Genomic DNA, 17,407 nt, shown 5'->3' on the forward strand with positions numbered 1-17,407 from the left:
GCCGTCTTATGAACCTGCCCAAACATGTTCGCCTGGTCGAAGTCGGCCCGCGCGATGGCCTGCAGAATGAACAACAACCGATCAGCGTCGCCGACAAGGTACGGCTGGTCGACGACCTCAGCGCCGCCGGACTCCAGTACATCGAGGTCGGCAGTTTCGTGTCGCCCAAATGGGTGCCCCAGATGGCTGGCTCCGCCGAGGTCTTCGCGCAGATCAGGCAGAAGCCCGGCGTCACCTATGCGGCCCTGACGCCCAACCTGAAAGGACTCGAAGCGGCCATCGAAGCCGGCGTCAGCGAAGTGGCAGTGTTCGGTGCCGCTTCCGAGGCCTTCTCGCAGAAGAATATCAACTGCTCCATCGAAGAAAGCCTGGCGCGCTTCGCCCCACTGCTGGACGCCGCGCGCGAGAACGGCATACAGGTACGCGGCTACGTGTCCTGCGTGCTGGGCTGTCCCTACGAAGGTGATATCGACCCCAGGCGCGTCGCCCGCGTTGCCCATGAACTGTTCGCCATGGGCTGCTATGAGGTCTCGCTGGGCGACACCATCGGCACCGGCACGCCGGGCAAGACCCGTCAGCTGTTCGAGGCCGTCAGCCGTGAGGTGCCACGCGACAAACTCGCCGGGCACTTTCACGACACCTACGGCCAGGCGTTGGCGAACATCTATGCCAGCCTGCAGGAAGGCATCTGCGTGTTCGACAGTTCGGTCGCCGGGCTTGGCGGCTGCCCCTACGCCAAGGGCGCCAGCGGCAACGTGGCCAGCGAAGATGTGCTCTACATGCTGAACGGCCTGGGCATCGACACCGGTATCGATCTCGACGCACTGATCGCCGCCGGACAGCGCATCAGCGATGTGCTTGGACGGCCCAATGGTTCGCGTGTCGGGCGGGCACGCCAGTCGGCGCGGTGACACCGAAGCTGCCCGATTCACCGTTAAAACCCATGCGATGGCCAGAAGCCACTGGGCATCGAGGCAGCCCAGCGTGTAGCCTTGGGGCAATGCGACATCGATGAAACGCGCCCGGCTTCGCAAGCCGCGGGTGGACAGACAAGAGTGGATATATTCATGGCAAAGCAGACCTACAGCATTTCCGATTTGGCCAACGAGCTCGACATCACCACCCGCGCCATACGCTTTTATGAAGAACAGGGCATGCTCTCGCCCACACGGCGCGGTCAGGAGCGGATCTACACCCCCAAGGACCGAGTCGCGCTCAAGCTGATACTTCGTGGCAAGCGCATCGGTTTTTCGCTGGCCGAATGCAAGACGCTGATCGAACTCTACGATCCCAAGGCCGGCAACCAGAAGCAGCTCAACATCATGCTCGGCATGATTGCCGAACGCCGCCAACAGCTCGAACAGCAGCAACTGGATATCCAGCAGATGCAGCTTGAACTCGATACCGCCGAAGAGCGCTGTCTGACGGCCCTGAAAGCGACGCTGGGCAAGGCAGCCAGCTAGGCGGTTCACCCTCGCCGTAACCGGCTCGCGCAGGGCTGCCGTCCAGCAGCCTGACGCGCGCCCGCCGGCCCGCCGGCAGGGTGTCAAGGGGTGCCAGCCGCCGCTCACGAGGCCAATCCGTCCAGCCAAACAGACACAATCCATGATTCTGGACAGCGCCAGGTTTTTTCGCGCGCAATGTCCATTTACCTGGACACGACCGCGCGCGCACCCTCCTCTGCATGGCCCTGGCACGGGCATTCCAGCCCGCGCAATGGATCAGGCACAGAACCTGCTATGGGATAAACGCTAGACGCCAGAGCATGGGGTGGACGCGCGACCGGATGTCCCCCGCCCTTTCCGGCTGCGCAGCGCTGCACTGACTGCAACCTTCTGGTTACCAAAACAACAAAAACAAGGAATTCGCGATGTCCTTCAAGAAACAGTTATCCCGTCTCGCCTGCGCCATCGGTGCGACCACGATCATCGGCGCCACCCTGGTCAGCGGTCATGCCATGGCGGCCGAGAAGATTCGTTGGCAGGTGCCGCTGGCCTTCCCCTCTCATCTGGTCGGCCTGACCACACCGGTCAAGCACCTTTCCGAGTCGCTCAAGGCGATTTCCGGCGGGGACATCCAGATGCGGTATTACGAGCCCGGCGAACTGGTTCCGCCATTCGAAATCATGGATGCGGTGAGCAACGGCAAATACCCGGCCGGCTACACCTGGATCGGTTACGACCAGGGCACCATTCCGGCGTTGCCGCTTTACTCCGGCGCGCCGTTCAACATGGAGCCCCCGGCATACCTGGCGTGGTACTACGAGGGCGACGGCAAGAAGCTGCTCGAAGAAATCTATGCCGAGCGCAACATCCATCCGATGCTGTGCAGCATCATCGGTCCGGAAGGCGCCGGCTGGTTCGCCAAGCCCATCGAGAAGCTGGAAGACATCGACGGTCTGCGCATCCGCTTCGCCGGCATCGGCGGCAAGGTGCTGGAGAAGCTTGGCGCGTCAGTCACCATGATTCCCGGCGGAGAGATCTACCAGGCGCTCGAGCGCAAGACCATCGATGCCACCGAGTTTTCCCAGCCGGCCATCGACAAGATGCTGGGCCTCGATCAGATCATCAAGAACTACATCATGCCGGGATGGCACCAGACCCTGACCACCTCACACCTGTTGGTGAACAAGGGCGTCTGGGACAAGCTGGAGCCGCAAAGTCGCGCATTGATCGAGATGGGCTGCGAATCGGCCACGCTCAAGGGCTTCGCGGAAAGCGAGTGGGCCCAGCCGACCGCACTGCGCGACTACGAGAAGCAGGGCGTGAAGGCGCAGGTGTTGCCCGAGGTCGTGCTGCGCGAACTCGAACGCGTCACCAACGAGGTGCTCGACGAACAGGCCGCCGCGGATGAGATGTTCAAGCGCGTCCTGTCCAGCCAGCGCGAGTTCATGCAGCACCACGCCATCTGGCACGGCAAGGGTTACCTGCCACGCGATTACTACAAATACGAGTAACCGCACGAACCAGGGGTCAGCTCCGCTGCGCCCCTTGCCTACAAGCGGGCCGCTGCTCGACCGGGGTCGGCGGCGGCTTGCCGTGCTGGATTGCCGAGGTGGTCATGTCCGTTCATCCCGTTTCCCCCAACGCTGCAGCGCCCGCCTCCATCGAGGCGGCGCTGCCGCATAACCGACTGTCCCGCTGGCTGGACAGGATTCTGGTCGCCATTGGCGAAGCCAGTGCCTGGCTCTGGCTGCTGGTGCTGGCCGTTGTGCTGACCAATGTGTTCAGCCGGTTCGTGCTGTCACGTGGCTCGATCGCATTGGAAGAGCTGTCCTGGCACCTGTTCGGTACCGCGCTGATGCTGGCCCTCGCCTACGCAGTGGTGCGTGACGACCATGTGAGAGTCGATGTGCTGCGCGAGAAATTCACCCTGCGCAGCCAGGCCGTCATCGAATTGCTGGCGATTGTGCTGCTGGCGCTGCCGGTGGTGGTGCTGATGATCGACGCGCTGATTCCCTTCGCGTACCAGGCCTTCATCTACAACGAACGCTCGCAGGCGCCCAGCGGTCTGCCGCACCGGTTCATCTTCAAGAGCGTGCTTGCGCTGGGCCTGTCGCTGGTCGCCCTGGCGCTGTTCTCCCGCGCCACGCGCTGCAGCACCCTGCTGTTCAATTTTCCTCGGGCCCTGGCGCCCGCCCCGGATGACCGCGACCTCGGTCATTCGCAGCCCTGATGGAGCAGCCGTAATCATGGGTCTGGAACAATTACTCGTCATCAGCATGTTCGCCAGTTTCATGGGGCTTCTGCTGCTCGGTTTCCCGGTAGCCTGGTCGCTGGCCGGTATCGGCTTGCTATTCGGCGTACTCGGCTATGTGATGGTCGAACATTTCGATGCCGATCTCTGGTTCACCTGGGATGGCACCATCGGCGTGCTGGATGCACGCATCTACGGCATCGTCGCCAACGAACTGATGGTAGCCCTGCCGCTGTTCATCTTCATGGGCATAATGCTCGACCGTTCCGGCATCGCCGAACGCCTGATGCACAGCTTGGTGCGGGTGCTCGGTCCGTTGCGCGGCGGCTATGCGGTGACGGTGGTGCTGGTAGGCATTCTGCTCGCCGCCTCCACGGGCATCGTTGGCGCGTCGGTGGCGCTGCTGGGCATGTTGTCCATCGGTCCGATGCTGCAAGCCAAGTACAACAAGAGCCTGGCCGTCGGCACTGCCTGCTCGGTGGGCACGCTGGGTATCCTGATTCCGCCGAGCATCATGCTGGTGTTGATGGCTGACCGTCTCGGCACGTCCGAAGCCTCGGTGGGCAAGCTGTTCATGGGCGCGCTGATTCCCGGCATGATGCTGGCGGTGATGTACATCCTCTACATCGTCATCGTCGCCTGGGTGAAGAAGGACTTCGCGCCGGCCCCTGCCAACCGCCCGAAGCTCGATGCCCGTGCGCTGCTCGACGTGTTCTGGGCCGTCGTCCCGCCCTTCGTGCTGATCCTGGCGGTGCTCGGCTCGATCTTCTTCGGCATCGCCACGACCACCGAAGCCTCGGCCGTCGGCGCGTTCGGCGCGGTGCTGATGGCGGCATTCAGCGGCCGGCTGAACATGGGCGTGTTCAAAGAGGCGCTCTACCAGACCAGCCGGACGTCGGCGTTCATCTTCGGCATCTTCATCGGCGCCACGGTGTTCGCTGCCGTCTTGCGCGGCCTGGGCGGCGACGACGTGATCCGCGATGCGCTCACGGGGCTGCCATTCGGCCAGACCGGCGTGCTGTTGACGGTGCTGTTCATCACCTTCCTGCTGGGATTCTTCCTCGACTGGGTCGAGATCACCCTGATCATCCTGCCGCTGGTGGCACCGGTCCTGTTTTCGATGGGTGTCGATCCGCTGTGGTTCGCGATTCTGTTCGCGCTGTGTCTGCAAACCTCGTTCCTGACGCCTCCGGTGGGCTTCGCGCTGTTCTACATCAAGAGCGTCTGCCCACCGGACGTCACCACGCGAGACGTGTACCTGGGTGTGCTGCCGTACATTCTGATCCAGCTGGTCGGCCTGGCCCTGGTGTTCTTCTATGCACCGCTGGCCACCTGGCTGCCCAACGAGGTCTACGGCCTCTGAGCCCGGTCCGGCTGCCTTGCTCACGGCAGCCGGTGCCTTTCATAATCGGTCGCACCCAAACGGATTTTCTGCCCATGGCGATTGCGCGAAACGACCTCGACCACAACGGCCTGATCATCGGCGTTTCCCCTGAGCGCTTCCGTGCCGTCGCCATGCCGCTGCTGTTCGACCATCTCAACGCGCAATGCGAAGGCACCATTGCGGTCAACCGCCAGGCGCGCATCGTCTGGATCAATGACAAGTACGCCGAGAAGGTCGGGATCAGCGACCCGCGCAGCGTACTCGGCAAGGAGATCGAAGACGTCCTGCCGGCCAGTCGCCTGCGCGAGGTGGTCGAAAGCGGCCTGCCGAGCATGCTCGACCTGATGGCGTTCGGCGACGAGCATTTCGTCGTGACCCGCATCCCGCTGCGTGACGAGGACGGTACGCTGGTGGGCGCGCTGGGGTTCGTCCTGTTCGACCGGGCGCAGCATCTCAAACCGCTGATGGCCAAGTTCAACATCCTGCAGACGCAACTGGTCGCGACCCAGAACGAGCTGGCCAAGGCGCGTCGCGCGCGCTACACCATCGCCGGTTTCATTGGCACCAGCCCCGCGGCCAGCGAGGTCAAGCGCCAGGCCCGCCGCGCGGCTCAGCTCGACGCCACCGTGCTGATCCGCGGGGAGACCGGCACCGGCAAGGAACTGCTCGCCCAGGGCATTCACAACCTGTCGCCGCGAGCCAATGGCCCGTTCGTCGCGGTCAACGTCGCGGCCATTCCCGAAACCCTGGTCGAGGCGGAACTGTTCGGTACCGCACCGGGGGCCTTTACCGGCGCGGACCGAAAGGCGCGGATCGGCAAGTTCGAGGTCGCCAATGGCGGCACCCTGTTCCTCGACGAGATCGGCGACCTGCCCCTGGCGCTCCAGGCGAAACTGCTGCGCGTATTGCAGGAACAGGAGATCGAGCCGCTGGGCTCCAACCAGGTCAAACCGCTCAACGTGCGGGTCATCGCCGCGACCCATATCGATCTGGAAGCCAAGGTCGCCGCCGGGCAGTTTCGCGACGATCTTTACTACCGGCTCAACGTGCTTGCACTCAAGGTGCCCGCCCTGCGCGAGCGCGCCAGCGACATACCGGCGCTGGTCGAACACCTGCTCGATGACATCGCCAATCGGTCCGGGCAGGCACCGATGGAACTCACCGCGCAGGCCGTGGCGCTGCTCTGTAGCCAGCCCTGGCGCGGCAACGTGCGCGAGTTGAGCAACCTGCTCGAGCGCGCGCAACTGAACGCCGATGGCCTGCCGCTCGAGGCACAGCATCTGCTCCCCCTGCTGAGCGAGCGCACCGCCGGCAGCATGCCGCCGCCGACGCTGACAGACGCAGCCGAACCGCCATTGTCGCAAGACGCACCGCTGCCGCTATTGGCCGAAAGCGTCGCCCAGGCCGAACGCCGCGCACTGCAACAGGCGCTGCGCGCCTGCAAAGGTAACCGCCGCCGTGCCGCTGTCGAGCTGGGCATTTCCCGGGCAAGCCTGTATTCGAAACTTCAGTTGCACGGGCTGAGCGAACGCTAGCTCGCTCAGCCCGTCGCCCGCCTCATTGCGCCAGCCACCCACCATCGACATTCCAGGCCGCGCCGCGTACCTGGCTGGCTGCGTCGCTGCACAGAAACAGCGCCAGATCACCCAACTGTCCGGGGGTGACGAAGTCCAGCGAGGGCTGTTTTTCCATCAGCAGCTCACGCGTCGCCCGGCTCGGGTCGCCGTGCACACGCGCCTTGCTGTCGATCTGCTCCTGGACCAGCGGCGTCAGCACCCAGCCCGGACAGAGTGCGTTACAGGTGATCCCGGTGGTCGCCGTTTCCAGCGCGACGGTTTTGGTCAACCCGATCACCCCGTGCTTGGCGGCCACGTACGCGGCTTTTTGCGCGGAGGCCACCAGACCGTGCACCGAGGAAATGTTGATGATCCGTCCCCAATCGCGCTCACGCATGCCAGGCAATGCAAGGCGCATGGTATGGAACACCGAAGACAGGTTGATGGCGATGATGCTGTCCCAGCGCTCTACCGGAAAATGCTCCAGCGGCGCGACGTATTGAATCCCCGCATTGTTGACCAGCACATCGAGGGCGCCGAACTCACGCTCGGTCTGGCTGACCATTGCGCCGATCTGTTCGGCATCCGACACATCGGCCGGATGATGCGATACGCGGGTGCCGTAGGCCGACACACGCGCGATGGCCGCCTGCGCATCGCCGAAGCCGTTGAGCATCACGTTGGCGCCCGCCTCCGCGAGCTTGCAGGCGATGCCAAGGCCGATGCCGCTGGTCGAACCGGTAACGAGAGCGGTCTTGCCTTGCAGAATCATGGCTGCCTCCGAATGCCGCGAATCACAGTCAACGCAGCGGCGCGCGACGCGCCTTGCTGACCATCAGAATAGCGGCTACCGCGACAGGTGCTGCCCAGGGCGGCGAAACGGGACGGTACGAGGCCGGGGATGACGCCACCGGCGCGTGCGGGTAAGGCATTCATGCAGGGGTTCCTTATTGTTCTGATCACGCCGTCCGCTCCCATGGCGCCGCGTCGTGGCGCCAGCGGGAACAAGCGAGACATCGAACAGAGCGAAAGCCATGCCAGACCGGGACGAGCGCGGCGAAAAGGCAGCAGAACCCCGCCGAATCGCGCCCCTGCTCCGGTCCTCGCCAACCCCGCGCCCGCGCCGGTTGCCCGAGAATCTGGACATGCTCATCGCGGCATACACAAAGGCAGCCGCCATGTCCTGCAAACTGGACGCGCGGGGCGCCGGTGGGTCAACCCGCCAACACGCCGTCTACCAGCGCCTTGGCTTCGTCCTGGATGCGTTTGAGGTGCGCCTCACCCTCGAAGCTCTCGGCATAAATCTTGTAGACGTCTTCCGTGCCGGAAGGCCGCGCGGCAAACCAACCGCTGTCAGTGACTACCTTGAGCCCACCGATCGCAGCGCCATTGCCCGGTGCTTCGGTGAGAATGCCGGTGATCGGATGGCCTGCCAGTTCGCCGGCCGTGACCTGAGAGGCGGTGAGCTTGCCGAGCCTGGACTTCTGCTCACGATCGGCCGGCGCATCGATGCGTTGGTAGACCGGCGCGCCGAAACGCTCAGTGAGCGTCTGGTAGCGTTCCCCCGGGTCCTTGCCGGTCACGGCGGTGATTTCTGCCGCCAGCAGGCCGAGAATGAGGCCGTCCTTGTCGGTGGACCATGCGCCACCGGCCCGACGCAGGAATGACGCGCCGGCCGACTCCTCGCCACCGAAGCCCAGGCTGCCGTTCATCAGGCCATCGACGAACCACTTGAAGCCAACCGGCACTTCGATCACGTCGCGCCCTATCCCCTTGGCGACCCGGTCGATCATCGAGGAGGACACCAGCGTCTTGCCGATCGCAGCCTGCGCGCTCCACTCGGGGCGGTGGGTGAACAGATACTCGATGGCCACCGCCAGATAGTGATTCGGGTTCAACAGGCCCACCGAGCGCGCCACGATGCCATGGCGATCATGATCGGTGTCGCAGGCAAAGGCGACATCGAAACGGTCCTTGTTCTCGATCAACCCCGCCATGGCATAAGGCGAACTGCAATCCATGCGAATCTTGCCGTCCCAGTCCAGGCGCATGAAGCGGAAGGTCGGATCGACAGTGGTCGACAGCACGTCGAGCGGCAACCCGTACCGTTCAGCGATGCGGGTCCAGTAGTGAACGCCCGCCCCGCCCAACGGATCCACCGCGAATTTCAATCCAGAGGCGCGAATCGCCTCAAGATCGATGACCTGTCCCAATCCGCCGACATAACTGTCGATGAAGTCGAAGCGCTGGGTGGTCGGTGCCTTCAGCGCGCGGGCGTAATCCATCCGCTCGACGCCCTTGAGCCCGGCCACCAGCAACGCATTGGCACGGTCCTGAATCCATTTCGTCACGCCGGTATCGGCCGGGCCGCCATTGGTCGGGTTGTATTTGAAGCCGCCGTCGGCCGGCGGATTGTGCGACGGCGTGATGACGATTCCGTCGGCCAGACCGCGAGTCCTGCCACGGTTATGCTCCAGGATCGCATTCGAGACGGCCGGGGTCGGCGTATAGCCCGGCTCGCCAAGGGTCTGCGCGCAGCCGGAGTCGATCCGGGTCTCGACGCCATTGGCCGCCAGCACTTCGAGCGCCGAAACGAACGCAGGCTCGGACAGCGCGTGCGTGTCCATGCCGACGAATACCGGACCGTCGACGCCCTGCTCGCGCCGGTAATCGCAGATGGCCTGCGTCACGGCCAGGATGTGCCACTCGTTGAAGCTGTTTTTCAGCGAAGAGCCGCGATGCCCCGAGGTGCCGAAGGCGACTTGCTGCGCCGGGTCCGATGGATCGGGACGCTCGCTGTAATAGCGCGCGACCAGGCGCGGAATGTTGATCAGGGTGCTGTCGTCCGGCAGGCGTCCTGCGTTGGGATCGAGGCTCATCAGTCGTTCCTTTGAAAGTGGAAAATGTCGCCTCAGGCAAAACCGTGGGCCGCACGGGAGGCAATCGGATGCAGACAGGCATCGGTCGATGCCGTTTCATCCTGGCGCTAAGACCACCGCCCCTTGGGATTTGGTTCCCCATCGGTCGGTCGATCGTTCGCACTGACCGGCTGTGCATGATAGGGCGAGTCTCGCACGTCGCCAAACGCCTGCGCCGGACTGCCCGCCGGGACCGTTCGCCCAGCCCGGGTCGAAGTCGGCGCGACGGCGGGTTGCCACGGGCGCTGACCGGAAGCCGGAGGCCGAGCACTCAGCTTTCGCGTTCCATCGATTGCCAGGCGCATGCTGGAAGCCAGAGGGTGAATCGCGCCCCGTGCCCCACCTCGCTTTCGACGGTCAGGTCGCCGCCGAGTCGTTGAGCGATACGCCGGCTGATCGCAAGGCCAATACCGGCACCCTGCTGCGCGTCCGGGTCCAGGCGGGTGTATTCGAGAAAAATCATCTCCTGCTTGTCCTTGGCGATGCCGGGACCCGTGTCGGTCACGCTGAGCGCGATCCAGTTGCCGGGGCCGGGACCGTCATCGTGCCGTGGTTGCGCCTCGATGGTCACCTGGCCGTAGGGAGCGTACTTGAGGGTATTGGACAGCAGATTGGCGAGGATCTGACGCAAGCGCGCCGGGTCCGTCTTGGCCTGCACGCCTTTCGGCAGGCGCAGGTGCAGCTCGACCCCCACGCTCATCGCCTGGGCCTGAAAATCCTGCACCACCTCGCGCGCCGCTCTGGCGACATCCGTTTCGACGAGCCGGACGTGCAGGTCGCCGGACTCCGCTCGGGCAAGTTCGAGCAGATCGTCGATCAGCCCAACGGACGTCCGAATGGCGCGGCGAATTCCCTGAACGCTTTCGCATTGGCGCGTATTGAGCTGCCCGATCCTACCGCTTTCAAGCAGCCAGGAGTGCCCATCGGCGGCGCTCAGCGGGTTGCGCACGTCGTGACTGAAGCCCCACATGAGCCTGGCCCGGCTCTCGGTCACCCGCTCCAGTTCGATGCGCCGGCGATCGGCCTCGGCGCGCGCCTCCCGCTCGCTGTTGAGCAGCAGCTCGCGCTCTTGCTCGTGCTGCTTGCGTTCGGAGATGTCGGTCAGCGTCCCGATCCAGCGGATGATCGCGCCAGCCGCGTTGCGTTGCGGCATGGCCTGGCCCAGAAACCAGCAGTAGTGGCCATCGGCTCCACGGAAGCGGTACTCGATGGCGTAGGGCTCCCCGGTCCGCAACGCGTGCTCCCAGCGCGCCCTGGTACGTTCATGGTCCTCGGGGTGAAGCAGGTGAAGCCAGCCCTCGCCCCAGGTGTACTCGAGGCTTGCCCCCGTGAATTCGTACCAGCGGCGGCTGAAGTACGTGTGGTAGCCCTCCGGATCGGTGGTCCAGATGTGCTGTGGGATCATGTCCACCAGCACGCGATAGCGTTCCTCGCTCTCTCGCAGCTTTTCCTCTGCCCGCTTGCGCGTGGTCACGTCGCGGAAATAGACCGACAACCCGACATCGGACGGAAACGCGCGCACATCGAACCAGACACCCAGCGGCGGGTAGAACTCCTCGAACTCGACCGGCGTCCGCTCTTCCATTGCCCGCTGGTATTCGCGCTGAAAGCCGGCGCCGACCGCTTCGGGAAATTCGTCCCAGAGGCTGCGGCCGATCAGCTCGTCCCTGGAGCGCTTGAGAAGGCGCTCCGCCTCATGGTTCAGATAGGTGAAGCGCCACTGAGTATCCACCGCGAAGAAGGCGTCGGTGATGCTCTCCAATACACTGGCGACCTGTTCCCGGTCTTCTCGCTCTAGCGCGAACAGCCGCTCGCGCTCCGTATCGGCAACATGCCAGACGAGCGCCTGACGGATCGCGAAACTCACGAAAAGCACAACGAGAAAGACCACCAGTATCGCGATACCGAACGCCGCGTCCACCAGACCCGAGTCATAGGCATCGAGCACCCACCAGCCGAGTAGCAGCGGACCGACGAACGCGGCGAGGGTCAGCCGGCGTAGCAGTCTGCCTGCCTCGCTGGAGCCCAGATACAGCGCGGCGAGCCCACGCGATGGCTGGATGAAGAAGGTCCCGAGCGCCAGCGCGATGAAACAGATACCCGTGGCCAGCGACGCTCCGCCCCAGTTGCTGCGCCCGCTCACCCACCGGGCGCCGTAGGCGTGCCCCATCAGGCTGACCAGCGCCACCACCAGACTCAGGGCCACCCCCACCTCGACCCACGTGCGCAAGCGGCGATGTCGGGCGCCGAGCAGCATCAGGGAGGCGTTGATGACGATCAGACCGAGGCCGGTGGTCGGGCTTGGCCATTGCACCCAGGCTTCCATGCCTGCCGGGACTGCGCCGATGTCGCGCCGGCCCAGCGCGTGCGACAGGAGGGTTGTGACGCCGAGCGAAAGACTCATGGCCGCCGCCACCCGCCCCGCCCATCGGGCCGCCTGCCGATGCGAAAAACGAGCAAGGATCAGGGCAACCGCGGCCAGCAGCACGCCTGCCGAAGTGGCCGGAGCCATGACCAGGGGGCCGCCAGATCGAGCGATGGAAGCCTCAGGCCAGAGATAGGCCGGTGAGACAAGCGCGATGGCGGCCGCGACGATGGCGCAGACCGGCGTGATCTGCGCGGCAGAGAAGGTCCTGCGGTCCGTTTCCGGCATTCTTGCCATGAACGATGCCCACCGAGACAGCTGCGTTACATCCATGGTGCAGGCTGTGTCGCGCCGGTACAACCGCAGCCAGTGGCCATCACTCGATGCCGCGCACCGCGCTCGACCTTGCCGACGCCACGTGCGCAGCGATGCCCTTCACGGCAGCAGCGTCGCCAACGCAGACAGCAGCAACAGCACCGCCAGGCTTCGGTTGACCCGCACGCGGCGGGTCCGGGAGCCCAACAGCGTCGCCGCGCCGCCCCCGAGCAACGCCCAGGTGCACAGACACGGCAGGGAAATGACGAAAAACACCAGTGAGAGCAGCGCGACATCGTGCCAGCGCTGGGCGCCGGGGCGGGCGAACACGCTGATGACCGCGACGGCCATCATCCATGCCTTCGGGTTGATCAACTGCAAGCCCGCCGCCGCCCAAAAACCCATTCGCGGCGCTGCCGACTGCCCCGACACGTCCTCGGTCTCCGGGCGCGAATACATCTGCCAGGCGAGGTAGCCCAGCCACAGCACACCGAGGCCTTTCATCGCCTTGTGCAAGGTCGTATGCGACGCCATCGCATCGCCAACACCCAGGCCAACCGCCAGCACCACCAGGGCAGCGCCCGCACAGCCGCCCAGCACGATGGGCAAGGCGCCCATCACACCAAAGCGCACACTGTGGCTGAGCACGAGTACGTTGGTCGGTCCAGGGGTGATGGACGCGACGAAGGCGAACAGGGCGAACGGCAACAGTTCGATCATGCCGGCCCACCCCGCTGGCCGTGCGTGCGGTGGGTCATGGTGAAAACGTCGCGCATCGTGGTCTGCCTCCCGAATGACTTCGGGGCCAGTCTGCGCGGCGTGCGATCAGCCGTCTGGAAGATTCGAGCAGCGCGTGCGGTAGTGCGCCGGGGTCAGCCCGTAGGCACGCCGAAACCATCGTCCCAGGTGACTCTGGTCGGCAAATCCGATAATCGAAGCGACCTCGGCGGGCGCATGCCCTCGTGCCAGCAGGTGGCGCGCCCTGGCCAGTCGCAGCTGGATGAGATAGGCGTGCGGCGCGAGCCCGAACGCCGCCTTGAACGCGCGCGACAAGCGAAAGCGACTGACGCCGCTCAGCGCCGCGAGCTCGTCCAGCCCCATGTCCTGGTCGAAATGTGCATGCAGGTAGTCGCGGGCACGAATGGCGACGCTCGGCAGCCGCGGGTCGTCATGCCGTGGGCGCCGCCACTGCAGATGTTCGCTCAGTCGGAGCAACAGCGTATCGAGTGCGGTCTGGCGCACGATACGCACGTCGCGTTGCTCAAGGGCATGAAACGCGCCGGCGATCGCAGCCAGCAACTGCGGCTGCCGGGTCAGGGTCGTGGCGAAACCGGGCTCGCCGCGCACGAGGGCCTCATCGTCGAGGCTGTGCAGTTGCCGTTCGAGCCAGGCAGGTTCCAGATACAGCATCGAATAGGTGAACCCGCCCTGGGCAGGTGCGTCTCCGTCATGAATCTCCCCGGGTTCGAGCAGGAATATCTGCCCCGGCGTGCTCTGGTGTATCGCCCCCCTGCAGCTGAACTGCTGGACACCCTGCTCAGTGAAACCGATCAGGTAGCTGTCGTGCCAATGAGGGTCATAGGCATGGCCTTCGAAATGCGCGCGAATGGTCTCGATGCCGGTATCGGCATCCTGTCGGAGGGTGATCCAGCTGCGATCGTCGGTATTCATCGAGTGCCCGGGCAACAGTGGCAGCGTATGGAAGGCAATCGTAGTACGGGGCCGACGCTTTCGTCTGGAACGTTCGTGCAGGCGCTCAGTCGTTGCGCCCGAGGCCATTGTTCGACTCAGCCCACAGGCAGTGCCGGAACAGCTGATGCAACGGAAGCTGGCGCGCGCCATGGCGGCTGACCAGCACCAGCTCGCGATGGAAGGTCGCGCTGCCAAGCGGCAGGATGCGAACCGTGGGCTCTCGTTCCAGCCACAGCCCTGCCAGTGGGACAAGCGCCACGCCCAACCCGCTTTCCACCATTTTCACGATGGCGTCGAGTTCGTCCAGCTCCAGGCCGGAGCGTACTTCCAGACGGTGTTTACGCAGGAACTGGCTGACCTGACGGCCACCGAACGAGCTGCGGTCGTAACGCACCAATGGATGATTGGCCAGCAACTGGAACGGGTCCTCGCCTTGCGTTGCCAACGGCGCGATCAGGACGAACGGCTCCTTCTGGATCAGTTCGGCATGCAATTCCTTGGGTAACGCAAACGGCGGCCGGATCATCACCGCAAGATCGATATCGCCGGCATCGACCTGAGACAGCAGGTTCAGCGATACGCCAGGCACGAGCTTGGGTGCGACGCCCGGCGCTTCGCGCCGTAAACGCAGCAGAACCGGCGGCAACAACCCGGTCTGCACCGTGGCGATCGCGCCGATGCGCAGCTCGCCCCGGTACTCGGACAGCGACTCCGGCTGCCCCATCAATGCGAATATTTCGAGCATCTGCTCGGCCAGCGGCAATGCGCGCAAGCCGGCCGCGTTGAGATGAGCGGAACGCCCGGTTCGATCGAACAAACGCATGCCTAGCGCGTCCTCGAGATTTCTGATCTGGGCACTGACTGCCGACTGGGTCAGCCCGATCTGGTTGCCCGCTGCCGCGAAACTGCCACAGCGGGCAATCGCCAGGAAGGTTTTTATCTCTCGGATCATGCACACCTTCTGATCGATTTTATTGAGGCTCGATACCAAACATATCCGTTATGGCGGGGTGCGACAAATCGGCAAGAATGGGCGCTGTCGTTCACACTCGAAGAAGGAAGCCACGATGAGCCTTTCCCCATTCCACCTTGCGATTCCGGTCTACGATCTGGCGGCGGCCCGCCATTTCTACGGGGAGGTATTCGGTCTTGCCGAAGGTCGTTCCTCGGAGCATTGGGTCGACTTCGACTTCTACGGTCACCAGTTGGTCATCCACGAGCATCCGAAGACACCGTCCCAGGACGCGGCGCACACCAACGCGGTGGACGGCCATGACGTGCCCGTCCCTCATTTCGGCATCGTCCTGAGCTGGCCCGAGTGGGACGCGTTGGCCGAACGCCTGCGCGCCCGCGGTACTCGATTCGTCATCGAGCCTTACGTGCGTTTCAAAGGCCAGGTGGGCGAACAAGCCACCATGTTCCTCTTCGATCCCTGCGGCAATGCGCTGGAATTCAAAGCGTTCAAGGACATGAGCCAGCTGTTCGCTAAATAGCCATCGGCCGGCATCCGGCACGAACCTCTACCTGCTGAACGCGGGCGCTGTGTCATGGGCGGTGCCGAACAGGCTGCGGCCGATCATGCGCGCGGTTTCGAAATGCGCGGTTGGCTCCCGGCTTTCCGAATCGAGCAACACTGTCGAGGTTGCCACGGTCGCCCCGCAGTAATCGAATATGCCATGGTCGATCTGGGTTTTCATCGCTGACAGATAACCGTGCCGCTCATAGGTGCCCCCGTCTGCGCCACCCACGCCGATGAGGTGAACCCGCAGATGGCCCAGTTTCTTGACCAGCGACGCATCGCCCGCGTAGTCGAATGCCCAGCCGTTGGAAAAAACCCGGTCGATCCAGCCCTTGAGCAACGCAGGCATCGACCACCAATAGATGGGATAGACCAGAACCAGCGCGTCCGCGCGGTCGATCCGCGCCTGTTCAGCCGCAACATCCGCCGCAATGGCGCCCGTTCTGCGGTGGACGGCGAGGTCCGCCTCGCGGAATTGCGGGTCGAAGGCTTCTGCGGCCAGATCGGCTATTTCGAACGAGTGTCCGGGGTCTGCGGCGATCACGCCATCAGCGACCTGCGCGGCGAGGCGGTGAGTGAGCGAGTGAGGTTCGGGATGCGAGACGACGATCAGCGTATGCATGGTGGACTCCTGTGGCTCGTTGCCAATGAAAGCGCGAGGCTTATATACTTCTAGTAGGTTACGAGTCGTAAGTTACTTTTGGTATATAAAGATGTCAAGCAAGGATCACAACCCTCCGTCCGCCCCAAGACGGCGTCGCCTGTCTCGGGAGCAGCGCCATCGCCAGTTGCTGGACATCGCCTGGGCAATCGTCCGAGAGCAAGGGACCGAGGCGCTGTCACTCGGCTTTCTGGCTGAACGAGCCGGCGTTACCAAGCCCGTCGTATACGATCACTTCGGCACGCGGGCCGGCTTGCTGGCGGCGCTCTACCAGGAATACGACCTGCGCCAGACCGCCCTGATGGACGCCGCACTGCAGGCCAGCGAGGCCACGCTGAGCGCCCGGGCTGCGGTCATCGCCTCGTCATACGTCGAATGCGTGCTGGCCCAGGGGCGTGAAATACCCGGCGTGATCGCCGCCTTGGCCAGTTCGCCTGAACTCGACCGTATCAAGCGCGACTACGAGGCGGTGTTCCGGGACAAATGCCGCGCGATGCTGGCGCCCTTCGCCGGCACAGGCGAGATCGGGCCGGCAGGACTGCGGTCGGTGCTCGGCGCCGCCGAAGCCCTCTCCAACGCCGCCGCGGCCGGTGAAATCACCGCCCAGCAAGCGCAGGACGAGCTGTACCAGAGCATCGTCGCAATGGTCGAACGGGCGCGCTCGGGTCGATGACTCGCTGAGACCCAACGGGCCAAGCCGCGCGCCGCAGGTTCCGATCAGGACCGGCTAAACAAAAGCGGCGACGTACCGATAACCCGGTATGCCACCAAGCGCGCCCCCGGACGCGCGCCCTGCGGCCTCTGCCCCGCGTCGTCACACTCTTCGTTCGCGGCGAGGGCGCAGAGCTTCGTACCGCCCACCTGCCAACGGAAACCTTCACCGTGCAACTCATCGATAACCGAGCGCTGATCAACGATGCCCTGAGCCAGTCCGCGACACTGACCGGTGGACGTTTCGATCATCGCTACTGGTTGAGCAAGGTGGCGGACGTGAAGTTGCTGATCATCTCCAAGCCGGAGGTGCTGTTCGACCTGTCGGTCAAGGTCTACATCCCGCTTCCACCTGGCCAGAAGACACCGCTGACCTATGGCGACGGCTGGTTCAACTGGCACTTCCTGGGCAGCAAGAGCGCAATGGTCATCATCGCTCGGGAAATCCTGACCATCGCCATGCGCAACCGCAAGGCCGATTCGGCCGAGCTGCGCGCATGGCTATCCGAGCTGGTGTCGTTCAAGCACAGCGACCATACCATCGCCGTCCTCGAACCCGAGCCGCAGCAGGAACTGGCGGGCCGCTAGGA

Annotated in this window: 16 protein-coding genes; 9 read left to right on the top strand and 7 right to left on the bottom strand. The window is 64.3% G+C overall.

The genetic code is table 11. The annotated features are described in order from the left end of the window. The first annotated feature begins 8 nt into the window (after window positions 1-8). The 6 genes from GQA94_RS15355 (at window position 9) to GQA94_RS15380 (ending at window position 6,615) form a co-directional block, all read left to right on the top strand. Window positions 9-911: a hydroxymethylglutaryl-CoA lyase gene (locus GQA94_RS15355; protein ID WP_158188834.1), complete on the top strand. Its 903-nt coding sequence runs from the start codon at window positions 9-11 to the stop codon at window positions 909-911. A 156-nt stretch (window positions 912-1,067) separates the two neighbouring features. Further along, entirely contained in the window at window positions 1,068-1,463 is a 396-nt protein-coding gene (locus tag GQA94_RS15360; RefSeq protein WP_158188835.1) for a MerR family transcriptional regulator, read from the top strand. A gap of 407 nt (window positions 1,464-1,870) precedes the next feature. Beyond that, complete coding sequence (locus GQA94_RS15365; protein ID WP_158188836.1) at window positions 1,871-2,956, top strand: TRAP transporter substrate-binding protein; 1,086 nt, start codon at window positions 1,871-1,873, stop codon at window positions 2,954-2,956. A gap of 104 nt (window positions 2,957-3,060) precedes the next feature. Continuing rightward, window positions 3,061-3,675 (top strand): TRAP transporter small permease subunit, encoded by a 615-nt coding sequence (locus GQA94_RS15370; protein ID WP_158188837.1) that lies wholly within the window; start codon window positions 3,061-3,063, stop codon window positions 3,673-3,675. 16 nt (window positions 3,676-3,691) lie between these two features. Continuing rightward, complete coding sequence (locus GQA94_RS15375) at window positions 3,692-5,059, top strand: TRAP transporter large permease (protein WP_158188838.1); 1,368 nt, start codon at window positions 3,692-3,694, stop codon at window positions 5,057-5,059. Between the two features lie 74 nt (window positions 5,060-5,133). Next, entirely contained in the window at window positions 5,134-6,615 is a 1,482-nt protein-coding gene (locus tag GQA94_RS15380) for a sigma-54 interaction domain-containing protein (RefSeq protein ID WP_158188839.1), read from the top strand. Window positions 6,616-6,637: 22 nt separating this feature from the next. On the opposite strand, the gene GQA94_RS15385 is transcribed toward GQA94_RS15380, so the two are convergent. The 6 genes from GQA94_RS15385 to GQA94_RS15410 all read right to left on the bottom strand — a co-directional run bounded on the left by GQA94_RS15385 (window position 6,638) and on the right by GQA94_RS15410 (window position 14,878). Beyond that, on the bottom strand, window positions 6,638-7,408 hold the full coding sequence (locus tag GQA94_RS15385; protein ID WP_158188840.1) for a 3-hydroxybutyrate dehydrogenase: 771 nt from the start codon (window positions 7,406-7,408) through the stop codon (window positions 6,638-6,640). A gap of 442 nt (window positions 7,409-7,850) precedes the next feature. After that, window positions 7,851-9,515 carry a phosphoglucomutase (alpha-D-glucose-1,6-bisphosphate-dependent) gene (pgm, locus tag GQA94_RS15390; RefSeq protein WP_158188841.1) on the bottom strand — a complete coding sequence of 555 codons (1,665 nt, stop codon included), beginning with the start codon at window positions 9,513-9,515 and terminating at the stop codon, window positions 7,851-7,853. Window positions 9,516-9,825: 310 nt separating this feature from the next. After that, complete coding sequence (locus GQA94_RS15395; RefSeq protein ID WP_158188842.1) at window positions 9,826-12,216, bottom strand: PAS domain-containing sensor histidine kinase; 2,391 nt, start codon at window positions 12,214-12,216, stop codon at window positions 9,826-9,828. A gap of 138 nt (window positions 12,217-12,354) precedes the next feature. Beyond that, window positions 12,355-12,954, bottom strand: a complete 600-nt coding sequence (locus GQA94_RS15400) for a LysE family translocator (protein WP_158188843.1) — start codon at window positions 12,952-12,954, stop codon at window positions 12,355-12,357. A gap of 105 nt (window positions 12,955-13,059) precedes the next feature. Further along, window positions 13,060-13,905 (bottom strand): AraC family transcriptional regulator, encoded by an 846-nt coding sequence (locus GQA94_RS15405; RefSeq protein WP_158188844.1) that lies wholly within the window; start codon window positions 13,903-13,905, stop codon window positions 13,060-13,062. A gap of 85 nt (window positions 13,906-13,990) precedes the next feature. Beyond that, on the bottom strand, window positions 13,991-14,878 hold the full coding sequence (locus GQA94_RS15410) for a LysR family transcriptional regulator (protein WP_158188845.1): 888 nt from the start codon (window positions 14,876-14,878) through the stop codon (window positions 13,991-13,993). 115 nt (window positions 14,879-14,993) lie between these two features. On the opposite strand from GQA94_RS15410, the gene GQA94_RS15415 reads away from it, so the two are divergent. Further along, a complete protein-coding gene (locus GQA94_RS15415) occupies window positions 14,994-15,419 on the top strand; it encodes a VOC family protein (protein WP_158188846.1) in 426 nt (141 codons plus the stop codon). A gap of 27 nt (window positions 15,420-15,446) precedes the next feature. Here the strand turns inward: GQA94_RS15415 and GQA94_RS15420 are convergent, their stop codons facing one another. Continuing rightward, on the bottom strand, window positions 15,447-16,067 hold the full coding sequence (locus GQA94_RS15420) for an NAD(P)H-dependent oxidoreductase (protein ID WP_158188847.1): 621 nt from the start codon (window positions 16,065-16,067) through the stop codon (window positions 15,447-15,449). 91 nt (window positions 16,068-16,158) lie between these two features. On the opposite strand from GQA94_RS15420, the gene GQA94_RS15425 reads away from it, so the two are divergent. Next, window positions 16,159-16,779, top strand: a complete 621-nt coding sequence (locus GQA94_RS15425; RefSeq protein ID WP_158188848.1) for a TetR/AcrR family transcriptional regulator — start codon at window positions 16,159-16,161, stop codon at window positions 16,777-16,779. Window positions 16,780-16,988: 209 nt separating this feature from the next. After that, entirely contained in the window at window positions 16,989-17,405 is a 417-nt protein-coding gene (locus GQA94_RS15430) for a hypothetical protein (protein WP_158188849.1), read from the top strand. The last annotated feature ends 2 nt before the right edge of the window (window positions 17,406-17,407 follow it).

It is taken from the genome of Stutzerimonas stutzeri (assembly GCF_009789555.1).
Classification (GTDB): Bacteria; Pseudomonadota; Gammaproteobacteria; order Pseudomonadales; family Pseudomonadaceae; genus Stutzerimonas; species Stutzerimonas stutzeri_R.